The sequence below is a fragment of the Nocardioides sp. Z30_9 genome, from assembly GCF_058215735.1.
On sequence record NZ_JBZAJF010000001.1, the window covers coordinates 1,374,451 to 1,396,297 of the forward strand.

General features: G+C 69.7%; 21 protein-coding genes and 1 riboswitch. Of the genes, 13 read left to right on the plus strand and 8 right to left on the minus strand.

Annotated features, from left to right (window positions below):
• Positions 1 to 69: 69 nt before the first annotated feature.
• Positions 70 to 1,575 carry a 4-alpha-glucanotransferase gene (gene malQ, locus AC4BGB_RS06720; protein ID WP_490545897.1) on the minus strand — a complete coding sequence of 502 codons (1,506 nt, stop codon included), beginning with the start codon at positions 1,573 to 1,575 and terminating at the stop codon, positions 70 to 72.
• Positions 1,568 to 2,812: an ornithine--oxo-acid transaminase gene (gene rocD, locus AC4BGB_RS06725; protein WP_490545899.1), complete on the minus strand. Its 1,245-nt coding sequence runs from the start codon at positions 2,810 to 2,812 to the stop codon at positions 1,568 to 1,570. The genes malQ and rocD overlap by 8 nt, the downstream gene beginning before the upstream one ends.
• A gap of 212 nt (positions 2,813 to 3,024) precedes the next feature.
• A riboswitch (cyclic di-AMP (ydaO/yuaA leader) is annotated at positions 3,025 to 3,172 on the plus strand.
• Between the two features lie 4 nt (positions 3,173 to 3,176).
• Here rocD and AC4BGB_RS06730 point away from each other — a divergent pair.
• The 8 genes from AC4BGB_RS06730 to AC4BGB_RS06765 all read left to right on the plus strand — a co-directional run bounded on the left by AC4BGB_RS06730 (position 3,177) and on the right by AC4BGB_RS06765 (position 10,091).
• The gene (locus tag AC4BGB_RS06730) at positions 3,177 to 3,518 is read left to right on the plus strand and encodes a transglycosylase family protein (protein ID WP_490545900.1); all 342 of its coding nucleotides are present in this window, start codon (positions 3,177 to 3,179) and stop codon (positions 3,516 to 3,518) included.
• 89 nt (positions 3,519 to 3,607) lie between these two features.
• Complete coding sequence (locus tag AC4BGB_RS06735) at positions 3,608 to 3,931, plus strand: PadR family transcriptional regulator (protein ID WP_490545902.1); 324 nt, start codon at positions 3,608 to 3,610, stop codon at positions 3,929 to 3,931.
• Positions 3,932 to 3,936: 5 nt separating this feature from the next.
• A complete protein-coding gene (locus AC4BGB_RS06740) occupies positions 3,937 to 4,929 on the plus strand; it encodes a permease prefix domain 1-containing protein (protein ID WP_490545904.1) in 993 nt (330 codons plus the stop codon).
• An 83-nt stretch (positions 4,930 to 5,012) separates the two neighbouring features.
• The gene (locus AC4BGB_RS06745; RefSeq protein ID WP_490545905.1) at positions 5,013 to 5,585 is read left to right on the plus strand and encodes a dihydrofolate reductase family protein; all 573 of its coding nucleotides are present in this window, start codon (positions 5,013 to 5,015) and stop codon (positions 5,583 to 5,585) included.
• Positions 5,586 to 5,713: 128 nt separating this feature from the next.
• On the plus strand, positions 5,714 to 7,138 hold the full coding sequence (locus AC4BGB_RS06750; RefSeq protein WP_490545907.1) for a (Fe-S)-binding protein: 1,425 nt from the start codon (positions 5,714 to 5,716) through the stop codon (positions 7,136 to 7,138).
• On the plus strand, positions 7,135 to 8,646 hold the full coding sequence (locus AC4BGB_RS06755) for an FAD-binding oxidoreductase (protein WP_490545909.1): 1,512 nt from the start codon (positions 7,135 to 7,137) through the stop codon (positions 8,644 to 8,646). The genes AC4BGB_RS06750 and AC4BGB_RS06755 overlap by 4 nt, the downstream gene beginning before the upstream one ends.
• The gene (locus AC4BGB_RS06760; RefSeq protein ID WP_490545910.1) at positions 8,643 to 8,960 is read left to right on the plus strand and encodes a hypothetical protein; all 318 of its coding nucleotides are present in this window, start codon (positions 8,643 to 8,645) and stop codon (positions 8,958 to 8,960) included. The genes AC4BGB_RS06755 and AC4BGB_RS06760 overlap by 4 nt, the downstream gene beginning before the upstream one ends.
• Positions 8,961 to 9,041: 81 nt before the next feature.
• Complete coding sequence (locus tag AC4BGB_RS06765; protein WP_490545911.1) at positions 9,042 to 10,091, plus strand: LLM class flavin-dependent oxidoreductase; 1,050 nt, start codon at positions 9,042 to 9,044, stop codon at positions 10,089 to 10,091.
• 18 nt (positions 10,092 to 10,109) lie between these two features.
• Here the strand turns inward: AC4BGB_RS06765 and AC4BGB_RS06770 are convergent, their stop codons facing one another.
• Positions 10,110 to 11,870: an N-acyl-D-amino-acid deacylase family protein gene (locus AC4BGB_RS06770; RefSeq protein ID WP_490545912.1), complete on the minus strand. Its 1,761-nt coding sequence runs from the start codon at positions 11,868 to 11,870 to the stop codon at positions 10,110 to 10,112.
• 88 nt (positions 11,871 to 11,958) lie between these two features.
• On the opposite strand from AC4BGB_RS06770, the gene AC4BGB_RS06775 reads away from it, so the two are divergent.
• From AC4BGB_RS06775 to AC4BGB_RS06785, 3 genes are all read left to right on the plus strand, one after another.
• Positions 11,959 to 12,648, plus strand: a complete 690-nt coding sequence (locus AC4BGB_RS06775) for a hypothetical protein (protein WP_490545914.1) — start codon at positions 11,959 to 11,961, stop codon at positions 12,646 to 12,648.
• 94 nt (positions 12,649 to 12,742) lie between these two features.
• On the plus strand, positions 12,743 to 13,345 hold the full coding sequence (locus tag AC4BGB_RS06780) for a DUF2975 domain-containing protein (RefSeq protein ID WP_490545916.1): 603 nt from the start codon (positions 12,743 to 12,745) through the stop codon (positions 13,343 to 13,345).
• A complete protein-coding gene (locus AC4BGB_RS06785) occupies positions 13,345 to 13,569 on the plus strand; it encodes a helix-turn-helix domain-containing protein (protein ID WP_490545918.1) in 225 nt (74 codons plus the stop codon). Before AC4BGB_RS06780 ends, AC4BGB_RS06785 begins: the two co-directional genes overlap by 1 nt.
• Positions 13,570 to 13,575: 6 nt before the next feature.
• Here AC4BGB_RS06785 and AC4BGB_RS06790 read toward each other — a convergent pair whose 3' ends face one another.
• From AC4BGB_RS06790 to AC4BGB_RS06800, 3 genes are read right to left on the minus strand one after another with little or no spacing between them, the layout of a single operon-like run.
• Positions 13,576 to 15,057, minus strand: a complete 1,482-nt coding sequence (locus AC4BGB_RS06790) for a tripartite tricarboxylate transporter permease (RefSeq protein WP_490545920.1) — start codon at positions 15,055 to 15,057, stop codon at positions 13,576 to 13,578.
• Positions 15,058 to 15,060: 3 nt separating this feature from the next.
• Positions 15,061 to 15,636 (minus strand): tripartite tricarboxylate transporter TctB family protein, encoded by a 576-nt coding sequence (locus AC4BGB_RS06795; RefSeq protein ID WP_490545922.1) that lies wholly within the window; start codon positions 15,634 to 15,636, stop codon positions 15,061 to 15,063.
• Positions 15,636 to 16,667, minus strand: a complete 1,032-nt coding sequence (locus tag AC4BGB_RS06800; RefSeq protein ID WP_490545924.1) for a Bug family tripartite tricarboxylate transporter substrate binding protein — start codon at positions 16,665 to 16,667, stop codon at positions 15,636 to 15,638. The genes AC4BGB_RS06795 and AC4BGB_RS06800 overlap by 1 nt, the downstream gene beginning before the upstream one ends.
• Before the next feature lie 173 nt (positions 16,668 to 16,840).
• On the opposite strand from AC4BGB_RS06800, the gene AC4BGB_RS06805 reads away from it, so the two are divergent.
• Positions 16,841 to 18,979, plus strand: a complete 2,139-nt coding sequence (locus AC4BGB_RS06805) for a M14 family metallopeptidase (protein ID WP_490545926.1) — start codon at positions 16,841 to 16,843, stop codon at positions 18,977 to 18,979.
• 37 nt (positions 18,980 to 19,016) lie between these two features.
• On the opposite strand, the gene AC4BGB_RS06810 is transcribed toward AC4BGB_RS06805, so the two are convergent.
• Positions 19,017 to 19,403 carry a DUF2695 domain-containing protein gene (locus AC4BGB_RS06810; protein ID WP_490545927.1) on the minus strand — a complete coding sequence of 129 codons (387 nt, stop codon included), beginning with the start codon at positions 19,401 to 19,403 and terminating at the stop codon, positions 19,017 to 19,019.
• A gap of 79 nt (positions 19,404 to 19,482) precedes the next feature.
• On the opposite strand from AC4BGB_RS06810, the gene AC4BGB_RS06815 reads away from it, so the two are divergent.
• Positions 19,483 to 20,481 (plus strand): GmrSD restriction endonuclease domain-containing protein, encoded by a 999-nt coding sequence (locus AC4BGB_RS06815; protein WP_490545929.1) that lies wholly within the window; start codon positions 19,483 to 19,485, stop codon positions 20,479 to 20,481.
• A 26-nt stretch (positions 20,482 to 20,507) separates the two neighbouring features.
• Here the strand turns inward: AC4BGB_RS06815 and AC4BGB_RS06820 are convergent, their stop codons facing one another.
• On the minus strand, positions 20,508 to 21,755 hold the full coding sequence (locus AC4BGB_RS06820) for a hypothetical protein (protein ID WP_490545931.1): 1,248 nt from the start codon (positions 21,753 to 21,755) through the stop codon (positions 20,508 to 20,510).
• Positions 21,756 to 21,847: the final 92 nt, after the last annotated feature.

Here is a 21,847-nt window from a genome sequence, read left to right on the forward strand (position 1 = left end):
GTCCCCCCCTGTCCTGATAGGGCATCAGGATATGGGTGAAACATCCGATTTGTTAGATATTCAGGCGGTTCATCCGGTGAGCTCCTGCTCGGCTTCGGCTGGCAACCGTCCCGACGCGACCACGAGCGCCCGCATCCGCTGGGCGATCGCATCGCTGAACGCACCCCTGGGGGCGCGCCAGGCCCAGTTGCCCTCGTCGGTCCCCGGGGTGTTCATCCGTGCCTCCGCGCCGAGCTCGAGCAGGTCCTGGGCCGGCACCACCGCGAGCCGGGCCGTGGAGGACAGCGCCAGCCGGATCAGCGCCCACGGCATCTCCCCATCCCCCGACAACTCCCCGTCCCCCGGGGTCTGCGCCGGCACCTGGGCCTGCACCGACTCCAGCACCCGCCTGCGGGTCGGCTCGTCGAGCGCGCTCCACCACCCGAGCGTCGTGTCGTTGTCGTGGGTGCCGGTGTAGACGACGCTCTCCTCACCGTGCAGGTGCGGCAGGTAGGGGTTGTCGCCCTCCCCGTCGAAGGCGAACTGGAGCACCTTCATCCCCGGCAGCCCGAACTCGAGCCGCAGCTCGGTTACCTCGTCGGTGATCACGCCGAGGTCCTCGGCGACCAGGGTCCCCGGTCCGGCGGCCTCCACCAGGGCGGCGAGCACCTCCCGGGCAGGACCCTTGACCCAGTGGCCGTCCTTGGCGGTCTCCGCCTCGGCCGGTACGTGCCAGGCGGCCTCGAAGCCGCGGAAGTGGTCGATCCGGACGAGGTCGAAGAGCTCCCGCTGGCGGGCGATCCGCTGCCGCCACCAGGCGAACCCGTCGGCGGCCATCGCCGCCCAGTCGTAGTGCGGGTTGTTCCACCGCTGCCCGTCCGCCGCGAAGTAGTCCGGCGGCACGCCGGTCACCGTCGTCGGGTTGCCCTCCTCGTCGAGCAGGAACAGCTCGCGATGGGCCCAGACGTCGGCGCTGTCGTGGGAGACGAAGATCGGCAGGTCACCGAACAGCAGCACCCCCTTGGAGGCTGCGTAGGCGTGCAGCTCGGCCCACTGGATCGCGAAGACCCACTGCTCGAAGCGCAGCCGCTCCACATCGGAGGCCCGCGACTCCAGCACCTGGGCCACCCGCACGGGGTCCCGGTCGCGCAGTCCCGGCTCCCACGTCGTCCACGGGATGCCACCGAGCGCCTGGCGCAGCACCGTGAACTGCACGAACGGCTCCAGCCAGGAGGCGTTCTGCTCGCACCAGCGCGCGCACGCCAGCCGCTGCTCGGCGGTCATCGAGCCCGGCGAGACCAGGCCGCGCTCCTCGCGCAGCTCGGGGCTGAGCAGGTCGGGGTTGCCGGCCATCGCCGAGATCGCGTTGTACGGCGAGCCGTCCCCCTGGTGCGTCGGCACGAGCGGGAGCACCTGCCAGACCGTGCAGCCTGCGGCGGCGAGGAAGTCCACGAACCGGTAGGCCTGCGGCCCGAGGTCACCCGAGGTCAGCGAGGTGATGTGGAGCAGCACCCCGGCCCGGCGTACCCCGAGCGGACCCCGAGCGAGACCCCCGTTGAGAGCAGGGTCGAGAGCAGGGTCGAGGAGGTCAGCCATGGGCCTCGGTCACCACGTCGCGCAGCTGGTCGATCATCCACTCGAGCTCTTCGGTCTCGATCGTCAGCGGCGGCGCCAGCCGGATCGTCGACCCGTGGGTGTCCTTGACGAGCACGCCCTTGGCCAGCATTCGCTCGGAGGTCTCCCGGCCGCTCATCAGCCCGGGCTCGATGTCGACCCCGGCCCACAGGCCCCGGGTGCGCACCGCGACGATCCCGTCGCCGACCAGCTTCTCCAGGCCTGTCTCGAGGACCACCTCCAGCTCGCGCACGCGCTCCTGGATCTCGCCGGTCTCGAGCAGCTTGACCACGGCGTGGCCGACGGCGGCTCCCAGCGGGTTGCCGCCGAAGGTGGACCCGTGGTTGCCGGGGTGGAGCACACCGAGGACCTCGTCGGAGGAGACGACCGCGGAGACGGGAATGATCCCGCCGCCGAGAGCCTTGCCGAGCACGTACATGTCCGGGACCACGCCCTCGACCTCGCAGGCGAAGGTGGTGCCGGTGCGGCCGAGACCGGACTGGATCTCATCGGCGATGAAGAGCACGTCGAGCTCGGTGCACATGTCCCGGACGGCCTGCAGGTAACCGGCCGGGGGGATGATCACGCCCGCCTCGCCCTGGATCGGCTCGATCAGCACGGCGACCGTCTCGGCGTCGATCGCGTCGCGCATCGCGGCGGCGTCGCCGTACGGGACGACCCGGAAGCCGGGGGTGAACGGGCCGAAGCCCTCCCGCGCCAGCGGGTCGGTGGAGAAGCTGACGATCGTGGTGGTGCGCCCGTGGAAGTTGTCGCCCGCCACGACGATGTTGGCCTGGTTCGCCGGCAGCCCCTTGAGGTCGTAGCCCCACTTGCGCGCGACCTTGATCGCGGTCTCCACGGCCTCGGCGCCGGTGTTCATCGGCAGCACCCGGTCCATTCCGGCCAGAGCGGCGAGGTCGCGGCAGAACGGCCCGAGCTGGTCGTTGTGGAAGGCCCGGCTGGTCAGGGTCACCCGGTCGAGCTGGTCACGCGCCGCCTGGATCAGGCCGGGGTGGCGGTGGCCGAAGTTCAGCGCGGAGTAACCGGCCAGGCAGTCGAGGTAGCGGCGCCCGTCGACATCGGTCACCCAGGAACCCTCCGCCTCGGCCAGCACGACCTGGAGGGGGTAGTAGTTGTGCGCGACGAAGCGGTCTGCGAGGTGCAGGTGCTCCTCGGTCTGCGGTGCTGGTGCGGTCTTCCCACGGCTGAGGTTCGTCATCGGGTCCCTTCGCGTCGCGCCGCACCCGGGCGGCGGCTGACTTTCTGGTCGCTTCGCACTGTGTTCTCGGTCGCTTCGAACTGTACGGGTGGCTCGGAGACTGCCGAAACGCCGATCGTCCCGTGGGCTTGCCCGCCTCAGGAGGCTGCGCCTAAGGTGACGCGTCCCGGAGGACCGGGACGCCCCCGTCGTCGCCGAGTCCTGTCCGCGCGGAGGGCCCTCTACCAATCAGCGGACAAGAGCGGGGAACCCACTTTCCCGGGTCGTGGAGACACGACCCTCTGGGGTGAAGCCATCACCTTTGGCCGGGCACCTTCAGCCCGAACCCGACAGCTAACCTCGCAGGCGCACGGAGGAACCACCCATGCGCATGCGCACGCTCTCAGCGACCCTCCTGGTCGCGTTCACCACCGCCATCCTCATCGGGGGAAGCCTGGTCGCGCCGGCCGAGGCCGCCACGATGAAGACCTGGACCCGGCTGGCCAAGTGCGAGTCCGGCGGCCGCTGGCACGTCAACACCGGCAACGGCTACTACGGCGGGCTCCAGATCAGCCCGCGCACCTGGCGCGGGCACGGCGGCAAGAAGTACGCCTCCAACGCCCACAAGGCCACCAAGCGCCAGCAGGTCCGCGTCGCCAAGCGGATCAAGAACAACCAGGGCTGGCGCGCCTGGCCGTCCTGCTCCAAGCGCATCGGGGTGCGCTGAGCCGGCGGGACCGGCTCGATCGATCGCCAGTACGTCGTCTGGTGTAGTGCCCTGGACAATGGTGTGTGAGACACACTAATGTTCAGCACATGCCAGACGACGTCCTCGCCGCACACCTGCAGGAGCTGCGCCGCGGCACCGTGGTGATGGCCGCACTCGCGACGCTGCGGCGTCCGACGTACGGCTATGCCCTGCTGGAGTCCCTCGCCGACGCGGGGTTCGGGGTGGACGGGAACACGCTGTATCCGCTGCTGCGACGCCTCGAGAAGCAGGGACTGCTCACCAGTGAGTGGAACACCGAGGAGTCGCGGCCGCGCAAGTTCTACCGGGTCAGCGCGGAGGGAGAGGCCCTGCTGCAGGACCTTCTCGACGAGTGGCAGGCCCTGCACACATCGATCGAGAAGCTGAGGTGACCTAGATGCAGACCCAGGACCAGTCCCCCGGGCGTTCCGACCTCACCGAGAGGTACGTCCACGCCGTCACCCGCACCCTGCCCGAGGACCAGCGGGCCGACGTTGCCGAGGAGCTGCGCGCGAGCATCACCGACCGGGTGGAGTCGCTGCAGCACTCCTCGGGACTGCCGGCGAGCCGGGCGGAGTACGCCGCACTCGAGGAGCTCGGCGACCCTGACCGGCTGGCGGCCGGCTACACCGGGAGGCGGCTGTACCTGATCGGGCCGGAGCTCTACCCGGCCTACGTACGGGTGCTCAAGCCGCTGCTCTCCTCGATCGTCCCCGTCGTGGCGGTCGTCATCGCGGTCATCGCGACCATCGACGGCAGCTCCATCGGCGGGGTCATCGGCGAAACCGTCTGGGTGTCCCTCACGGTCGCCCTGCACGTCTTCTTCTGGGTCACCCTGGCCTTCGTGCTCACCGAACGAGGCATCTCGACCGACGACCTGCGCGACACGATGAAGGTCGACTGGGAGCCCGAGCAGCTGCCCGAGCTCCCCCGCGGAGCGCACGGCTCGTTGGGTGAGCTGGTCTCCACCCTGGTGTGGATCGGGCTCCTTGGAGCCGCACTGGTCTGGCAGCACTTCGGGTCGCACATCGGCGACGACATCCCCGCGCTCGATCCCGACCTGTGGACCTTCTGGCTCCCGTTGATCTTCGTGCTCCTCGCTGCCGAGGCCGTCTTCGAGGTCCTGAAGTACCGCCTCTCCGGCTGGTCCCCGAGGCTCGCGACCGTCAACGTCGTGCTGGGCGCCGTCTTCGCGGCCCCGTTCGTCTACCTCGCGGCCACCGACCGGCTGCTGAACCCGGCGATGGTCGCCGAGGTCCAGAGCAGCTGGCCCGAGTTCGACCCCGGCCTGGTCAATGCCGGAGTCGTGGTCGGGGCCCTCGGGATCTGGGTGTGGGACAGCATCGACGGCTGGATCAAGACGCGAAGGGAGCTGAGCGTCGCCGCTTAGTTCCGTGACTTCTGCCGGTCTGACTGTCGACGACTCGCGCTTCGTCGTGTAGTCAGGCATCAGACACCGCTCAGGAGGAAATCGTGCGCCAGATCATCGTCACCGCCTTCATCTCCCTCGACGGCGTGATGGAGGCGCCCGGAGGTGAGGAGGGCTACCGCAACACCGGCTGGACCTTCCGCGACATCGAGCACGTGGACGAGGCCTACGAGATCAAGGGCCGCGAGCAGGAGGAGGCGGCCGCGATGATGATGGGCCGGGTCAGCTACGAGGCGTTCGCGCCGGTGTGGCCCTCGCTGGACTATTTCCCGCAGTACAACGCGATGCCGAAGTACGTCGTGTCCACCACCCTGCGCGAGGAGGACCTGGTCACCAACTGGGGCGAGACCACGATCCTGCGCTCGACCGACGACGTCGCGAAACTCAAGGAGACCGACGGCGGCCCGATCAGCATCCACGGCAGCGCGCAGCTCGGCGCCAGCCTGGCCGACGCCGGGCTGGTCGACCGCTACCACCTGCTGGTCTTCCCGGTCCTGCTCGGCGCCGGGAAGCGGCTGTTCAGCACCGCCGACAAGGACAAGCAGCTGCTGTCCCTGGCCGAGAGCGAGTCCTACCGCAACGGCATCCAGAAGCTGGTCTACGACGTCGTCAGGTGAACGTGACCCCCGGCTCAACGCCGACTGACTGCTGCCCCGCTCCCGCGTGCGCTCCCTTGTGCCGGGCTCTCTACGGTCTTATCTTGCCATGACTGTGACCCACATCACACAGTCCGCAGGAGGCTCGCATGACGCAGCTCGACCGGCACGGTCCGTCGGATCCTGTTCCTGACCCGCTCGCCGCGCCCTTCACCCCCGGAATGCGCGACAACCCCGCCGAGCTCGAGGTGATCCCGGAGGAGATCGCCCGCGAGCACCTCCTCCCTCTCGAGCCAACCCCCACCGAGGAGTTCACCGAGCAGTGGCGCAACGCGTCGTACAACTGCTTCTCCTCGGGCCACAAGTTCTGCCGCGAGGTCTGCCCGGTCACTCAGGTGACCCGCAACGAGTCGTGGACCCCCACCGCCTTCCACGCCAACGTCGTGGCGATGGACAAGGGCGAGATGACCATCGAGGAGGTCGCCTCCGACTACGTGAACTGCACCCAGTGCGGTGCCTGCGAGCTGCGCTGCCCCAACACCTTGTTCACTGGCGACTTCTACCGCTTCCGTACCCGCACGGTCGACGTGGTCAAGGCCGTGCGCGCGTTCGCCGTGGAGAGCGGCGTGCACCAGCCGGGGTGGAAGTCGTGGAACGCACGCACCGACGAGCTCACCCACGAACCCGTGCTGGGTGAGTCGAGTCCGGGCGAGACCCCGGTCAGCCAGGAGCACGTCCGGGACTGGTCCGAGGGCCTCGCCCTCCCGATCGGTGGCGAGACGGTGCTGTTCGTGGACTGCGAGGCGGCCTTCTACCGCACCTCGGTGCCACGCGCGGTCGCCCAGATCCTGCAGCAGGCGGGGTACGAGTTCGGGCTGATGGGCGAGCAGTGGTGCTGCGGCGGCCCCGCCGCCGAGATGGGGTACGTCGACCAGGCGAAGCGGTTCGCCCAGCACAACCTGGACAACTGGCACGCCACCGGCACCCGGCGGGTGCTCGTGCTCGACCCGCACGACTACATCTCCTTCACCGAGGACTACCCGAAGTACTTCGGGGCCGACTTCGACATCGAGGTCGTGCTTGTCGTGGAGCTGTTCGCGGAGCTGATCCGGGAGGGCAGGCTGACGCCGTCGGTGCCGATCGAGCGGGCGATCACCTACCACGACCCGTGTCGGCTCAACAAGCGCAAGGGCATCTGGAAGGAGCCGCGCGAAGTGCTCCGGTCGATCCCGGGCCTCGACTTCACCGACGTCGACCGGGTGACCCAGTGGTCCTACTGCTCGGGCGGAGGTGGCGGGCTCCCCGTGGAGAAGCCCGAGCTCACCGCGGCCATCTCGGCCGGCCGGGTCGAGAAGGCAGCGGCCCTCGAGGTGGACACCCTGGTCAGCGCCTGCCCCTGGTCAGAGCGGCCACTGACCGAGGCCGGGCAGGCAGCGAACATCGACGTCGTCGACATCCACGAGCTGCTCGCGGAGTCGCTGGGCATCACCGTCGGCGGCTCCACCGACGGCACGGTCCACGAGCCGGTCGACCGGACACTCGACGGGACACTCGACGGGGACGGGGCGTCATGACCATCGCGGTGGAGCGTCTCGACGAGCTGGTCACCGCGCTGCGCACCGTCCTGCGTGACGAGCAGATCCTCACCTCCAAGCCCGACCGCTACAACCGGGCGCGGGTGCCGGCGCCGTTCCCGGTGCACCGCTGGGCCGAGCGGTTGCCCGACCTCGCCGTGCTGCCCACGAGCACCGCGGAGGTCGCGGGCGTCGTACGCATCGCCAACGACCTGCGCGTGCCGGTGGTGCCCCGCGACGGCGGCACCGGCCTGACCGACGGCGCCGTCCCCCTGCACGGCGGGATCGTGGTCGACGTCAAGCGGATGAACGCGATCACCGAGCTCGATCTCGAGAACCGCACGGTGACCGTCGGCACCGGCATCAACATGCTCAAGCTCAACGAGGAGCTGGCGAGGCACGGCTTGTTCTACCCCGACGACCCGGCGTCGTACCCCTGCTCCCTGGTCGGTGGCCGGATCGGCACCAGCGGGTGGTCGTTGATCGGCTCGCGCTACGGGCACACCCGCGACCTGGTGCTCAGCTTCGACCACGTCCTGCCCACCGGGGAGGTGATGCACGTCGGGGACGGCATCGGCCACAAGGTGAGCAAGTCCTCCAGCGGCTACCAGCTCAAGCACCTGTTCATGGGGCACCAGGGCACGCTCGGGATCGCCACCGAAGCCACCCTCAAGCTGTTCCCCAAGCCGGAGGCGGAGCTCTCCCCGTTCTGGGCGTTCGACAACTACGACGACGCCTACCGGTGCGTCGGGGCGCTGGCCCGCGCCGGGGTGGCGACCTTCGCCGGCGCCGTGCTCTTCGACGAGTGGAAGGTCGCCTACCTGCGCCGCGACGACGAGGCCTACATCCCCCAGCCCGGCGACGTGCGCGCCCTGGTGTGCGCAGTGATGTACGGCTACGAGGACGAGGTGCGCCCCGCGGGCAAGCGGCTCTTCCGGATCGCGAAGGAGCACGGGGCGCGCTACCTCGGCGACGAGATCTCCGAGGGCGACTGGGCCGCGCGCCACGACCGCTACGCCACTCCCCTGCACGGCCGCACCAAGGCCGGCCAGGTGGTGCCGATGAGCTGGCACTGCGAGGACGCCGCGATCAACTACACGAACCTGCCGTCGGTCTCGAAGGCCTGGCACGAGATCGTCGCGGACCTGCGTCGTCGTACCGACGTCTTCGACGACTGGGGCATGTTCGCCTACACCTCGGGCAACACCGGCGTGGACTACCTGACCGAGATCGACGTCGGCATCTGGGAGCAACAGCTCGACGACCGAGCGTGGGAGATGTGGGTCAAGGCCAAGCGCGACATCGCCGCCGTTTCCCTGGCGCACAACGGCTCGATCAGCGCCTGCCACGGGTCCTGCCGGGCGGGCGAGGTCGACCTCGTCCCCGACGAGCTCGGCCGGGGGTACGACGTGATGCTCGACCTGAAACGGACGCTGGACCCGAACAACATCATGAACCCCGGGAAGTACCTCCTCGACCGGGCCTACGAGTCAGGAGACCCGCGATGAACGACTCGTCCCCCGCCGATGGGGGCCAGCCCTCGAACCGGCCGATCGGCTACCGCTACGCCGAGCAGTTCGCGCCTCCCGAGCCCACCCGGGTCTCCGACGTCGCGATCACCACCCACGAGCACGTCTACGAGGTCGACCCACGACTGATGGAGCGCTGGGTGCTCCAGCAGGAGTTCCCCAACTGGGACTCGCTGCGAATCATGAACAGCCGGGGCGACCACCTCACCTGGATGCACCGTCACTTCGCCGAGAAGGTGGTCACCGGCTCGGAGCTGCTCGCCGCGGTGGAGGCGCAGGAGGGGGCACCGTGACGGCAGACGCCATCCCCACCGACTCGGACCGACTTCCCCAGTAGTCAGGCCCCAGTAGTGCATGTCCACAAGGAGGATGAGATGAAGTTCAGCTATGTGATGCTTCCCGACTACCCGCTCACGGAGTCGTTGGCATCGATCAAGAAGGCCGACGAGCTCGGGTTCCACGCGGTGTACGCCGCGGACGAGACCTGGCACAAGGACCTGTGGCTGCTCTTCGCCGCCGCCGCGGCCCAGACCTCTCAGATCCGGATGGGACCCAGTGTGTCCGGGGTGGTGCTGCGCGAGCCGACGCTGATCGCCCAGGCCGCCGCCACCCTCGACGAGCTCACCGACGGCCGCGCCGAGGTGGTGCTCTCCAGCGGCAACTTCGGCCTGCTCGCGCAGTACGGCATCGACTGGACGCAGACCAAGCCGCTCTCCCGCGTGAAGGAGGGCGTCGAGGTGATCCGGAAGTTCCTCGACGACGGGGCGATCACCCGCGAAGGCGAGTTCTTCAACTACTCCGGCCTGTTCACCTTCGCGCGCCCGGTGCAGGAGCACCTGCCGGTGAAGATGGGCGCCATGAAGGGACCGAAGTCGTTCGAGGTGTCCGCGGAGTTCTCCGACGGGTGCCACCATGCGTTGAGCTACACCCGCGAGGCCTACGACTACATGATGGAGCACTGCGCCATCGGTGCCGAGCGTGCCGGCAAGGACGTGCAGGACCTCGACCTCGGTGCCTGGGTGGTGTTCTCGTGCGGCGAGGACTCCGCGAAGGCCAAGGACGCGGCCCGCAGCATGGTCGGCCTCTACGCCTCCTCGATGCCGCACGACCAGCTGCGCCGCAACGGCGTCGACCCGGAGGAGATGGCTCCGATCATCGAGGCCATCGGCGCCGGGGACATGGCCAAGGGCATCGAGCTCACCACCCCGGAGATCGCCGAGCGCCTCTCCATCGCCGGGACTCCCGAGGAGTGCGCCCAGAAGCTGAAGAGCGAGATCACCTCGGCCGGCATCAACCACCTGATCCTGGCGATCACCGACAAGGCCCTGGTCAAGGCGCTGATGGGCCGCGAGGTCGAGGGCGTGCCCGACGTCGACACCCAGCTGCAGCTGATCCACGACCGGGTGATGCCCGCGTTCGCCTGAGAGCCCTTCACCAGCCCCTCAGCGGGCGCGCAGGAACTGACCGGTCCGCTCCTGGCCCAGGCTCGCCGCGGCCTCCCCGTTGCCGAACACGTGGTGGCCGTTGACGAGCACCGCAGTGACGGCGGCGTCGTTGCGGTTCACCATGCGCGGCAGGTTGTCGTACGCCGGGACGGGCGCCTCGGCGTAGGCGTCCAGTGACTCGTCGAGGTGGGCGGGGTCGATCACGACGAGGTCGGCCCGGTCACCGACGCGCAGGTGCCCCGCGTCGATGGAGTACCACTCCCCCAGCTCGCCGGTGAGCCGGTGCACCGCGTGCTCCAGCGTCATGAACGGCCGGCCTGACTGCTCGGCGTCGCGGACGTGCCGCAGGAATCGCAGCCCGAAGTTGTAGAACGCCATGTTGCGCAGGTGGGCGCCCGCGTCGGAGAACCCGATCTGCACACCGGGGCTCCTGCCGAGCTTCTTCAGCAGCTTCGGCCGGTGGTTGGAGATCGTCGTACGCCACCGGACCTTGGTGCCGTGCTCCACGACGAGGTCGAGGAACGCGTCCACGGGGTGCAGCCCGCCGCGGTCGATGCCGACCTGGCCGAAGGTCTTGCCGATCACGGTGTCGTCGGGGCAGTCCACGATCTCGGCGTCGAAGAAGTCGCGGTGCCAGACCCGCATCCCGAACTTCGCGTCGTAGTCCTTGCGGAACTGGCGACGGTAGGCCTCGTCCTGGAGCAGCGCGTTGCGCTCCACCGCGTCGGCCAGGTGCAGCGCTGCGGCGCCGGAGCCGAACTCCTCGAAGATCACGAGGTCGATGCCGTCGGCGTACACCTCGAACGGCACCGGCAGGTGCTGCCACCTGAAGTCGCCGCCGAGCGAGTTCATGATCGCCGCGATCGGCCCCATGATCTGCACCAGCGCGGGGTTGGCCTTGATGTCAGCGGCCGAGAGCAGGCTGGTCTTGAGGTTCCGACGGCCCCGCTTCGACCCGCCCCGGCCCAGGGGCAGGGTGTTCAGCGTCATCGTGGCGATGCTCTTCACCGAGGTGATGTCCGGCCCGCCCTGGAGCACCCGGCCGCGCTCGCGCAGCAGCGCGTTCAGCCGCCGCCGCTCCCTCCCCCTGGTGTACGTCGAGGGCAGCGTGCGCGAGCGGCAGGTGTCACCGTCCAGCTTGTCGAACATCAGCTCCTGCGCCGACATCCCGACGAAGCCCTCGTCGAGCGCCTCCTTCAGGTGCGCCGCCATGTTGGTCAGCTCCGACTCGGTCGGTCGTACGTCGCTGCGGGTGGCCCGGTCCAGGCCCATCTCGGCGGCGCGCAGGTCGGAGTGCCCGATGAACGCGGCGAGGTTGGGACCGAGCGGCAGGGCCTCCAGGGCCGCGACGTACTCCCGAGCGTTGCTCCAGTTCTTGTGGGTCTCGAGCGTCTCGATCACGTGCCGGCGCGGGATCGCCTCCACCCGCCCGAACAGGTCCCCCGCGGTCGTGGGGTCGACGTGGATGGTCGACAGCGAGCAGGACCCGATCAGGATCGTGGTCACCCCGTGCCGCAGCGACTCCACGAGATCCGGATGCTCGAGCACCTCGATGTCGTAGTGCGTGTGGATGTCGACCATCCCCGGGAGCACCCACTGCCCCTGCGCCTGCACCACACGCTCGCAGCCGGTCTCGTCGAGCGGGGTCTCGGAGACCTCCGCGACGCGGCCGTCGATGATCCCGAGATGGCGTACGCCGGAGGGCCCGCCGGTCCCGTCGAACCAGCGGCCACCCTTGATGATCACGTCGAATGCCATGTGGATCATCAACGCACGGGCCACCCCATCTGACAAGAGGTTCCGCCAGATGGGTCCGCAGCGCCCGCGGTCGCCCTAGAGTGCGCGCATGAAGGTGGTGCTGGCGCTGTGGGACGCGGACCGGACGGCGCTGGCGAGCGCCGAGCTGCGGGAGCGGCTCCACGCCATGGGTGCCACGCGGCTACAGCTGAACCTCGACGACGACCACGTCCCGGAGACCGTGCTGCGGCTGCAGCACTTCGATGCCCCGCTGGAGTGCGTGGTCTCGGTGTGGACGTCGGCTGTGGCAGAGCCGGCGGGTGTCGTCTCCCTCCTGCGCCCGTACGCCGGCCGCCTGGCTGCGTGGGAGGTCGAGGAACGAGTGCCCCTGGACCCACCATCGGTCCCCGACGGCGTCCGCCTCGACGGCCTCGCCCAGGTGGCGTTCCTGCGCCGCCCCGCCGAGCTGCCGTACGCCGACTGGCTGGCGCACTGGCACGGCCCGCACACCCAGATCGCTATCGAGACCCAGGCGACGTTCGGCTACGTGCAGAACCGAGTGCTCACCAGGCTCACCGAGGACACCCCCGACATCGACGCCGTCGTCGAGGAGCTCTTCCCGACCGAGGCGATGCACGACATCCACGCCTTCTACGGCAGCGCCGGCGACCAGGCCGAGCTCGACCGGCGGTTGACCCGGTTGATGGGCAGCGTCGCCACGATGGGAGCCGACCGCGACCTCGACGTCGTGGCGACCAGTCGCTACACGTGGGACCTCAGGCCTCACCCGAGACCTTGACTTATCGTTAATCGTTGTTATCGTTTTTCGTTAAAGAACTCGCCGCAGCGAGTTCGGACTCGATGAACTGCCTCACGATGAACGGGAGCCCCCGATGCGCCTACCGACCTACGACCGGACGGACTTCTGGCTGACCAGGGCCCTGCTCCTCCTCATCGCCGCGGGGGTGGCGGTCTCCTCGGTCGGCGCCCCGCTCGTGCGCTGGGTGATGGGCCGGTCGCTGCGCTGGGAGCTGGACGGGCTCGGGCCCACGGACGTGCCGGACAGCCTGAGCCCCGCCGGCGGGGTCTCGCTGAGAGGCGGCGACGCGATCTCGGTCCGGATCCCCGACGCTGGCACGGGCACCTGGCTGGCCACCCTGCTGCCCGGCGTACTGCTCTCGATCGCGGTCTGCCTCGCCACCTGGCAGGTGCTGCGGGTCCTGCGCAACCTCCAGCGGGGCACGCCGTTCCTCGCCACGAGCGCTGCCTCACTGCGGGTCCTCGCCGTGGTGATCCTGCTGGGCAGCGTGGGCTTCGCCCTCGTCTCGGGGTTCGCCGACGACGTCGTGGCACAACGTGCCCTCGCGGCAGGGAGCACGGGCATGACCTTCGACATCTCCGGGCTCAGCTTCCTCGGCCTGATGCTGGCGGCTGCCCTGTCCGAGGCGTTCGCGCACGGATCGCGCCTGCAGCACGATGTCGAGGGTCTTGTCTGATGCCGGTGGAGGAACCACACCGCGTGGTGTGTCACCTCGACGAGCTGCTGGAGCAGCGCGGACTCACCCTGACAGCCCTGGCCGAGATCATCGGAGTCTCGATCGTGAACCTCAGCGTGCTGAAGAACCAGCGCGCCAAGGCCGTCCGGTTCTCCACACTGACGGCCCTGTGCGATGCCCTGGACTGCAGTCCAGGCGACCTGTTCACCGTCGCCGAGGCTTGACCGCAGCTACTCCCGACGACGCAGCGCCAGCACGATCGGCACCACCAGCGCGAGGGCGGCGACCGCCCACAGCACGATGCTCAGCGTGGTCGAGAACAGGCCCGTCACGCTGCCGCCGTCGAGCAGCACCGCGCGCAGCGCCTGCTCCTCGAACATCGGGCCGAGGATCAGTCCCACGATCGCGGGCGCGACCGGCACCTTGGCCAGGGCCATCAGCACGCCCAGCAGGCTGAGCACGTAGAGGAGCAGCAGGTCGGCGATGTTGCCGCCGGTCGCGAACGTGCCCAGCGTCGCGAACACCATGATCCCCGCGTAGATCCCGTAGGCCGGGATCTGCAGCAGCTTGGCCCACACGCGCGCCAGCGGCAGGTTGAGCACGAGCAGCATCACGTTGCCGACGTACAGGCTGGCCAGCAGCGCGTAGACGAGCGGCCCGGACTCGCTGAACAGCTGCGGACCCGGTTGCAAGCCGTAGGACTGGAACGCGGTCAGGATCACCGCTGCCGTGGCCGAGGTGGGCAGGCCGATCGTCAGCAACGGGACGAGCACGCCGGCGGCAGCGGCGTTGTTCGCGGCCTCCGGCCCTGCCACGCCCTCGATGGCGCCGTGCCCGAACTCCTCGGGGTGCTTGGAGAGCTTCCGCTCGGCCGCGTAGGACAGGAACGTCGGGATCTCCGCACCGCCAGCCGGCAGCGCGCCGATCGGGAACCCGAAGGCGGTGCCGCGGAGCCACGCGGGCCAGGACCGGCGCCAGTCCTCACGGGTCATCACCGCACGCCCCTCCAGCGGGGTCACCGTGCCGCCACCACCGCCCTTGAGCGCGTGCTGGAACACCTCCCCGATCGCGAACAGCGCGACCACGACGATCACGACGTCGATGCCGTCGAGCAGGGTCGGGATCCCGAAGGTGAGCCGAGACTGACCGCTCTGGGTCTCGATGCCGACCAGCCCGATCGTCAGCCCGATCAGCAGGCTGGCCGCGCCCTTGAGCGGCGAGGTGCCCAGCAGGGTCGCGACCGTGACGAAGGCGATCGCCATCAGCGCCGCGTAGTCGGCCGCGGTGAACTTCACCGCCACGTCGGCCAGGGGCTGGGCCAGGAAGGTCAGCAGGATCGTGGCGATGGTGCCGGCCACGAACGAGCCGATGGCGGCGGTGGCCAGGGCCGAGGCCGCGCGCCCCGACTTCGCCATCTTGTTGCCCTCCAGGGCCGCCACCATCGAGGCGCTCTCCCCCGGGGTGTTCAGCAGGATCGCCGTGGTCGACCCGCCGTACATCCCGCCGTAGTAGACGCCCGCGAACAGGATCAGCGCCCCGGTCGGCTCCAGGGTGAACGTGATCGGCAGCAGCAGCGCCACGGTCAGGGCGGGGCCGATGCCGGGAAGCACCCCGACCAGCGTGCCCAGCGTGACCCCGACCAGCGCCAGCAGCAGGTTGGTCGGGGTGAGCGCGTCACCGAACCCGTCCATCAGCAAGGAGAAGGAGTCCATCCCCTAGAACCCCCAGACCGCGGCCGGCAGCGAGATCCCGATGACCACGTCGAAGACGAGGTAGATGCCCGCGGCCACGATGAACCCGTAGGCGAACGCCTTGCCGCGGTGCGGGGCGCCGAGCACGATCGCCGTCACTCCGAAGAGCAGGGTCCCCGAGACGACGTACCCAAGGAACGAGTTCACCACCGCGAACACCACGAGCGCGGCCAGCAGGACCCCGAGGCGCTTCCAGTCCTGCACCTCGGTCTGGTGACCGGGCTCCTCGGGGGTGGCCGTCGCCAGCTCTCGCCACCCGCGCAGGCACATCAGGACCGAGACCACGAGCATCAGCGCGCCGATCACCCACGGTGCCGTGGCCGGGCCGACCGCGTTGCCGTTGTTGCTCAGCCGGGTCGCCTGGGTGATCGTCGCGATCGCGGCCAGCACCAGGACTCCGCCGAGGACGAGGGTCGCCAGCGCCGTGGCCCGCTCGTCCTCGATGTGCAGCTCCTCCGCACCCTCGTGACCGACGAGGTCGCCGCGGACGTTCAGCGGCGCTCGCTCTGTCCCATGTCCTCTGTGGTGTTCCTGGGCCATCACGACACCTTCCCGATCCCGAGCTCGTCGACCACGGCGTTGACCCGCGTCACCTCGTCGGTGAGGAACTCGTCGAAGTCCGGTCCGATCTTCACCACGGACTTCCAGCCCTCGCGCTCGAGCGTCTCCTTCCAGGAGGTCGTGGTGGTCATCTCCTCGACGATCTCCTGCAGGCCCTCACGCTGGGTGTCGGTGATTCCCGGCGGTGCGACCACTCCGCGCCAGTTGGTCACCTCCACGTCGATGCCGCTCTCCTTGAGCGTGGGGGTGTCCGCGAGCTGGTCGACGCGCTCCGCGCTCGCTACGGCGATCGGCCGGAGCTTGCCGGCCTCGATCTGCGGACGGAACTCCGAGACGCTGGAGACCCCCACCGTGTCCTTGCGCGCCAGCAGGGTCGCGATCGCCTCCCCGCCGCCGGCGTGGGCGATGTAGTTCACCTGCCCCGGTTCCTGGTCCAGCGCCTTGGCGATCAACCCCGCGAGGATCTGCTCCGCTCCCCCGGCCGAGCCACCGGCCCAGGCGACCTTGGTGACGTCGCGCCGCATCGCCGCCTCGAGGTCGCCGACGTCCTTGATCGGCGAGTCGGTGGGTACGACGACCAGCTGCTCCTCGTTGACCAGCTCGGCGATCGGGGTGACCTCGTCGAGCTGCACCTTGGGGTCGTTGGCCGCGATCGCGCCGACCATCACCAGCCCCATCACCATCAGCTGGTTGGACTGCCCGTCGAAGTTCACCAGCTGGCTCAGGCCGATCGTCCCGCCCGCACCGGTCACGTTGTAGACCTCGCTGCGCCCGACGATCCCCTCCAGCGCCGCCTGCATCGCCCGCGCGGTGGAGTCCCAGCCACCGCCGGGATCTGCAGGAGCCATGATCTTCAGCTGCTTGCCGCCGAGGGTGTCCTTCGCCGCGTCCGAGGGACCTCCGCGACTCACCGTCACCACGACCAGGATCACGGCCATCACCACCGCGAGCACGTAGGGCAACACGTCACCGAGACGGCGAGATCTCCCAGCCGCAGGTTCCGAGTCCATGGGCCCTCCTGGCTCTCCGTTATACGCCTCATTCGCCGTTCGTGGCGGAGTCGAGGAGTACCGGTCTCGCTGCCGAGACTCTTGCCAACCCCGCGGAAGCGGTCCTAGGTTGCCAAGGAGAGTTCTCGCAGGTACTGGGACCTTCGAGGCACTCGCCGCCTCGGGAGGCAGCCATGTCCAGTGACCACGTCCGCCCCACCCGCGCCGCACGTCCCCCTCGTCGGGGCCGTCTCGCGACCGTCGCCGGACTCGGCGCCCTGACCCTGGTGGCGACGGCGCTGTCGTCCACGCAGGCGAGCGCGGCGCCGGACGACCCACTGGTCGGCTCCAGCCGCAACCAGACCGGCAAGGTCCAGGTCGTCCACGTCGAGGCGCGAACCCCGGCGGCGCGGACCAAGGTCAGCAAGCTCGGGCTGGACATGACCGAGCACGGCGACGCCACCGGCGTCGAGGTCGTGCTGCACGGCCGCAAGGACGCGGCCCGTCTCCGCGGGGCCGGCTTCGACTGGACCGTGAAGATCCCCGACCTGCAGGCCCGGTTGAAGTCCAACCAGGCCAAGGACCGGCGCTACGACGCGGCAACCGCGCAGTCCCCGCTTCCGAGCGGACGCACCGCCTACCGCAACCTGGACGACTACAACCGCGAGATGACCCAGCTGGCCCGCCGCTACCGCAACCTGGTGAAGCCGTTGACCCTGCGCAACCGCTCGATCGAGGGCCGCGCCGTCCGTGGCATCGAGATCACTGCCAACGCCCGTCAGGTCAACGACGGCAAGCCGGTGTTCCTGATGCTCGGTGCGCACCACGCGCGGGAGTGGCCATCCGCGGAGCACGCGATGGAGTTCGCCTACGACCTGGTCGAGAACTACCGCACCGACGCACGCACCCGCCGCATCGTGCAGCGCTCGCGAACCATCGTGGTTCCGGTCGTCAACGTCGACGGCTTCGTCATCTCCCGTGCAGCCGCGCCCCTGGGCGACTTCAGCGAGTTCGACTACGAGATGAAGCGCAAGAACTGCTCGATCTCGGTCCAGACCCCGGCGGACCGGCGCGGTGGCACCTGCGCCGACAACCCGGCCGGGCGGCTGCGGGGCACCGACCTCAACCGCAACTACCCCGGCTTCTGGGGTGGCCCCGGTGCGAGCCCGCTGTGGTCCTCGGACACCTTCCGCGGGGACGGGCCCGGGTCGGAGCCGGAGACCGACAACGTCCGAAAGCTGGTCTCGGAGCGCCAGGTCACCAACCTGATCACCAACCACACCTACTCCAACCTGGTCCTGCGTCCGCCGTCGATCCGCTCGACCGGGTTCAGCCCCGACGAGCCGGTCTACCGCCAACTGGGTGCGGACATGACCGAGGCCAACGGCTACGCCAACTGGGCCTCGTTCCAGCTCTATGACACCTCCGGCTCCACCGAGGACTGGAGCTACTGGAACACCGGCGGGCTCGGGTTCACCTTCGAGATCGGACCCGACGAGTTCCACCCGCCGTACCAGGAGGGCGTGGTCAACGAGTACCTCGGCCTGGCACCGGCTGCGGGTGCGGGCTACGGCGGCAACCGCGAGGCGTACTACGTGATGGCCGAAGCCACGGTGAACGCCGCGCTGCACTCCACCATCGTCGGGAACACCCGTCCGAACCGGAGGCTGACCGTGAGCAAGTCGTTCATCACGGCCACCTCGCCGGTGATCCAGACCGACGGCTCGACCACCGCCCCGCGCTACTACCGGGACAACCTCACCTCGAGCTACGAGACCAAGGGTGGGCAGTTCCGCTGGGCGGTGAACCCGTCCACGCGGCCGTTGGTCGTGGGCCGCTACGGCCGTGACCCGCAGGGTCCCGCGCAGCCGACCCAGGCGATCGTGAACCCGGCGGGCACCCCGGCCGAGGGCACCTACGAGACCGCGACCTTCACCGTGGCGGGTCAGCCGTCCTACGACAACGGCACCGCCACAGTCGTGATCTCGTGGCCCGACGCCCAGGTCGACTGGGACGTCGAGATCTACGACTCCCGGGGCCGGCCGGCCGCGACTGCGGCCACCCTGGCCGACCCCGAGCAGGCAGTGCTGATCGACCCGGCGCCGGGCACCTACACCGTCCGGTTGATCAACTACGGCGGAGGAGCCACCTCCGACTGGACCGGTCGGGTCGACTACGCCTCCCCCACCCCGGGCACCTACTCCGGGCTCAAGGAGGCATGGAACCTCACCTGCAGCAACCGCAACGGTCGCGTGCTCGCCACTCGGGAGGTCGTGGTCGACCGCGGTCAGACCGCCCGGGTCGGGGATCCCTGCACCAGGAAGGGCAGGTAACCGGCAACACGCGTGGCTGGGTCGCGCACCGGGGTCCCTAGCCCCGCCCCCGGCGCACCCAGCTCGCGCAGGCCCGGGTGGAACCGCGGCGCACCCCGGCACAGGGCGGTGGCTCCGCTCCTGCCACCTCGTCACCGTAGGAGTCGTAGTCCCGCAGGTGGGGTGCACGTCGCATCCCGTTGAGGAAGATCTCGCAGTCGCAGAACCCACCCATCCCCGCGAGCCGATGCTCCAGCGCAGTTGCCCGCGGTGCACGCAGGTCGCGATAGCCGCGAGCGAACCGCAGGGTGGTGTCGCAGCCGAACTCGTTGAGCATCCGGAGCACGTAGCAGACCAGGCACTCACCGCCCCGTGGAGTGGTGAGTGCGCGGGCCAGGGAGCGCACGAACTGTTCGGCGTACTGGTCGATCGTGATCTCTTCCACGGCGATCCTCCTCAGACACACGACAGTCCTACGGCGGAGCACCGACAAGTCGGCCCACGACAGGCCCTAGAGTCCGCACGTGCCACGGAGATGCGCAGGACTCGGGACCGCTCTGGCAGCCGCTGTGCTGCTGGCCGGCTGCAGCAGCCCCGCCCTCGAGGAGGGCCCGACACACGACACCAGCGCGCCCGCTACCTCGTCCCCCGCCAAGCCGGCGCCGTCCCGGACCCCCGCCACATCGCCAGCCCCTACACCGACCGAGCCCGGCGACACCGAAAGCGGCGACACCGGCGACACCAACCGCGCGAGTGACGTCCTCGCCCGGCTGCCGGTCAAGGGCCGCGCCCCGATGACCGGCTACGACCGGGCCAGGTTCGGGCAGGCCTGGCTGGACGCCGACCGCAACGGCTGCGACACCCGCAACGACATGCTCGGCCTGCGCCTCACCGAGATCGTGCACCGGCCGGGGACGAAGGAATGCGTGGTGACGAGTGGGCTGCTGCTCGACACCTACACCGCGACCACCATCCGGTTCGTCCGCGGCGACGGCACCCTGGTCGACATCGACCACGTGGTCGCGCTGGCGGACGCGTGGGTCACCGGCGCCTTCGGCTGGGACATCAAGAAGCGTGCCGCCCTGGCGAACGACCCGCTCAACCTGGAGCCGGTCGACGCCTCGGCCAACCGCAGCAAGGGCGCGAGCAACGCCGCCTCCTGGCTACCGCCGAACAAGGGCTACCGGTGCACGTACGTCGCCCGCCAGGTGGCGGTCAAGGCGAAGTACGGCCTCTGGGTGACCGCACCGGAGAAGACCGCGATCGAGCGGGTGCTCACCAGCTGCCCGGACGAGCCCGTGCCCGCAGACTCCGGAGCTCCCACCACGGTCACCCAGACCATCACGGACCCGTACGCCGAGCCCGAGCCCGTCCCGGAGAAGGCCACACCTCCGCTCGGAGGCTCGGTGTACTACGAGAACTGCACCGCCGCCCGGGCCGCCGGCGCGGCACCCGTCCGCCGCGGCCAGCCCGGCTACGGCTCGCACCTCGACCGGGAGGGCGACGGCGTCGGCTGCGAGTGAGCAACACTCCCATCCGATTCAGCGGGTCAGGACCCGGCCTGTTCCTGCTCGCCTGCCAGGACCCGACAGACGGCGTCGGCGGGTGCCGCCAGCTGCTCGGCCAGCCGACGCAGCTTGGGTGCGTCCGAGTCGGTCACGCCCCCGGCAAGGGAAGGGATGACCGTCGAGTGCAGGAGCGTGGCGGCGACGATGGGCCATGGTTCCGCGACGAAGTCGACCCCCTCCACCTCCCCCTCGATCGCAGCCCGGACGAAGGCGGTCGACACCGCGGCGAGGTCCCCGGCGTCCATCCCGAGGTTCGACTCTCCGACGTGCTCCACGAAGGCCCCGATGGTGGCGTACTGGAGGTCGAGGGGGACGTCGGTCAGCATCCGGAAGCCGTGAGGGCTGGTCCGCACACGTTGCTCCGGCGGAGCCTGCCGTCGACACGCCTCCGCGACAGCCGCCACCCAGCCGTCCGGTTCGTCAGCCACCCTGTGGGCCACGTCGTCGGGCACGAACAGGGGTGCGGTCTCGAACATCGCTCCCCCCTCGATCGGCACCAGCCGACCGATCACGCACTCGTCGGGCAGGAGCAGCGCGGCACCTCCGAGGTTGGGCACGGTGACCTGCTCCCCCGCCCCCAGGTCGAGCCAGGTCAACGTTCGGGGAGACCTGTGCAGAAACCTGAACGCGCCCATGGTTGCGCTGGCCCAGTCGTGGATCTGGTCGGCTCCCGCGATCAGGTCCGGCGTCGCGACCCGGGCCAGGAAGTGCTGGAGAGCACCGAGCTCGTAGAGGAAGACCTGCCGATGCACCCAGTCGTGGTCGACCACCTTCGCGCGGGCGTCGAGCCGGTTGACGCCGACCAGGGTCCCCTCCCCACCCCTGGTCTCGACGGCGATCTCGATCGCCCTGCGTGCCTGGGGACGGGTCGCCTCGTGCAGCGATTGGGCCGCCTGGTCCAGGATCCAGCGCGAGGTCACCCATCGGGGCAGCAGCGGCCGCAGGGCGACGAGCTGGATCAGTCGCTGCACCCGTAGTGGACGCCAGAAATTGTCGTCGCGACCGGTGTCCAGGTCCCTCATGATCAGCTCGAGGGCCGTGAGGGCGTCTCCGCGCGCCTCGGCGAGATCGGTGGCGTGCAGCAGCTCACCGAGGCCACCGAGCGCGCCCGCCCGCAGCTCACCCATGCTCCGCGGATGACTCCCCGGGCGCGACCTGTTCTGCTGCGCCCGCTTCTGGTGCGGCTGCTTCTGGTGCGGCTTGCGCTTGCGACCTCGTGACTTCGGCATACCTGGAGCCAAGTCCGTGGCGCCGCCGCCTGCCAGCAGCATTCCTGGCCCTGTGGAAAACCCGGGGAGGTGCGGAGTCCCTGGTGTGCCTG

Coding starts and splice junctions, on each gene's coding strand:
- malQ (WP_490545897.1), bottom strand. CDS start 1,575: ATGGCTGACCTCCTCGACCCTGCTCTCGACCCTGCTCTCAACGGGGGT.
- rocD (WP_490545899.1), bottom strand. CDS start 2,812: ATGACGAACCTCAGCCGTGGGAAGACCGCACCAGCACCGCAGACCGAG.
- AC4BGB_RS06730 (WP_490545900.1), top strand. CDS start 3,177: ATGCGCATGCGCACGCTCTCAGCGACCCTCCTGGTCGCGTTCACCACC.
- AC4BGB_RS06735 (WP_490545902.1), top strand. CDS start 3,608: ATGCCAGACGACGTCCTCGCCGCACACCTGCAGGAGCTGCGCCGCGGC.
- AC4BGB_RS06740 (WP_490545904.1), top strand. CDS start 3,937: ATGCAGACCCAGGACCAGTCCCCCGGGCGTTCCGACCTCACCGAGAGG.
- AC4BGB_RS06750 (WP_490545907.1), top strand. CDS start 5,714: ATGACGCAGCTCGACCGGCACGGTCCGTCGGATCCTGTTCCTGACCCG.
- AC4BGB_RS06755 (WP_490545909.1), top strand. CDS start 7,135: ATGACCATCGCGGTGGAGCGTCTCGACGAGCTGGTCACCGCGCTGCGC.
- AC4BGB_RS06760 (WP_490545910.1), top strand. CDS start 8,643: ATGAACGACTCGTCCCCCGCCGATGGGGGCCAGCCCTCGAACCGGCCG.
- AC4BGB_RS06765 (WP_490545911.1), top strand. CDS start 9,042: ATGAAGTTCAGCTATGTGATGCTTCCCGACTACCCGCTCACGGAGTCG.
- AC4BGB_RS06770 (WP_490545912.1), bottom strand. CDS start 11,870: ATGGCATTCGACGTGATCATCAAGGGTGGCCGCTGGTTCGACGGGACC.
- AC4BGB_RS06775 (WP_490545914.1), top strand. CDS start 11,959: ATGAAGGTGGTGCTGGCGCTGTGGGACGCGGACCGGACGGCGCTGGCG.
- AC4BGB_RS06780 (WP_490545916.1), top strand. CDS start 12,743: ATGCGCCTACCGACCTACGACCGGACGGACTTCTGGCTGACCAGGGCC.
- AC4BGB_RS06785 (WP_490545918.1), top strand. CDS start 13,345: ATGCCGGTGGAGGAACCACACCGCGTGGTGTGTCACCTCGACGAGCTG.
- AC4BGB_RS06790 (WP_490545920.1), bottom strand. CDS start 15,057: ATGGACTCCTTCTCCTTGCTGATGGACGGGTTCGGTGACGCGCTCACC.
- AC4BGB_RS06795 (WP_490545922.1), bottom strand. CDS start 15,636: ATGGCCCAGGAACACCACAGAGGACATGGGACAGAGCGAGCGCCGCTG.
- AC4BGB_RS06800 (WP_490545924.1), bottom strand. CDS start 16,667: ATGGACTCGGAACCTGCGGCTGGGAGATCTCGCCGTCTCGGTGACGTG.
- AC4BGB_RS06805 (WP_490545926.1), top strand. CDS start 16,841: ATGTCCAGTGACCACGTCCGCCCCACCCGCGCCGCACGTCCCCCTCGT.
- AC4BGB_RS06820 (WP_490545931.1), bottom strand. CDS start 21,755: ATGCCGAAGTCACGAGGTCGCAAGCGCAAGCCGCACCAGAAGCAGCCG.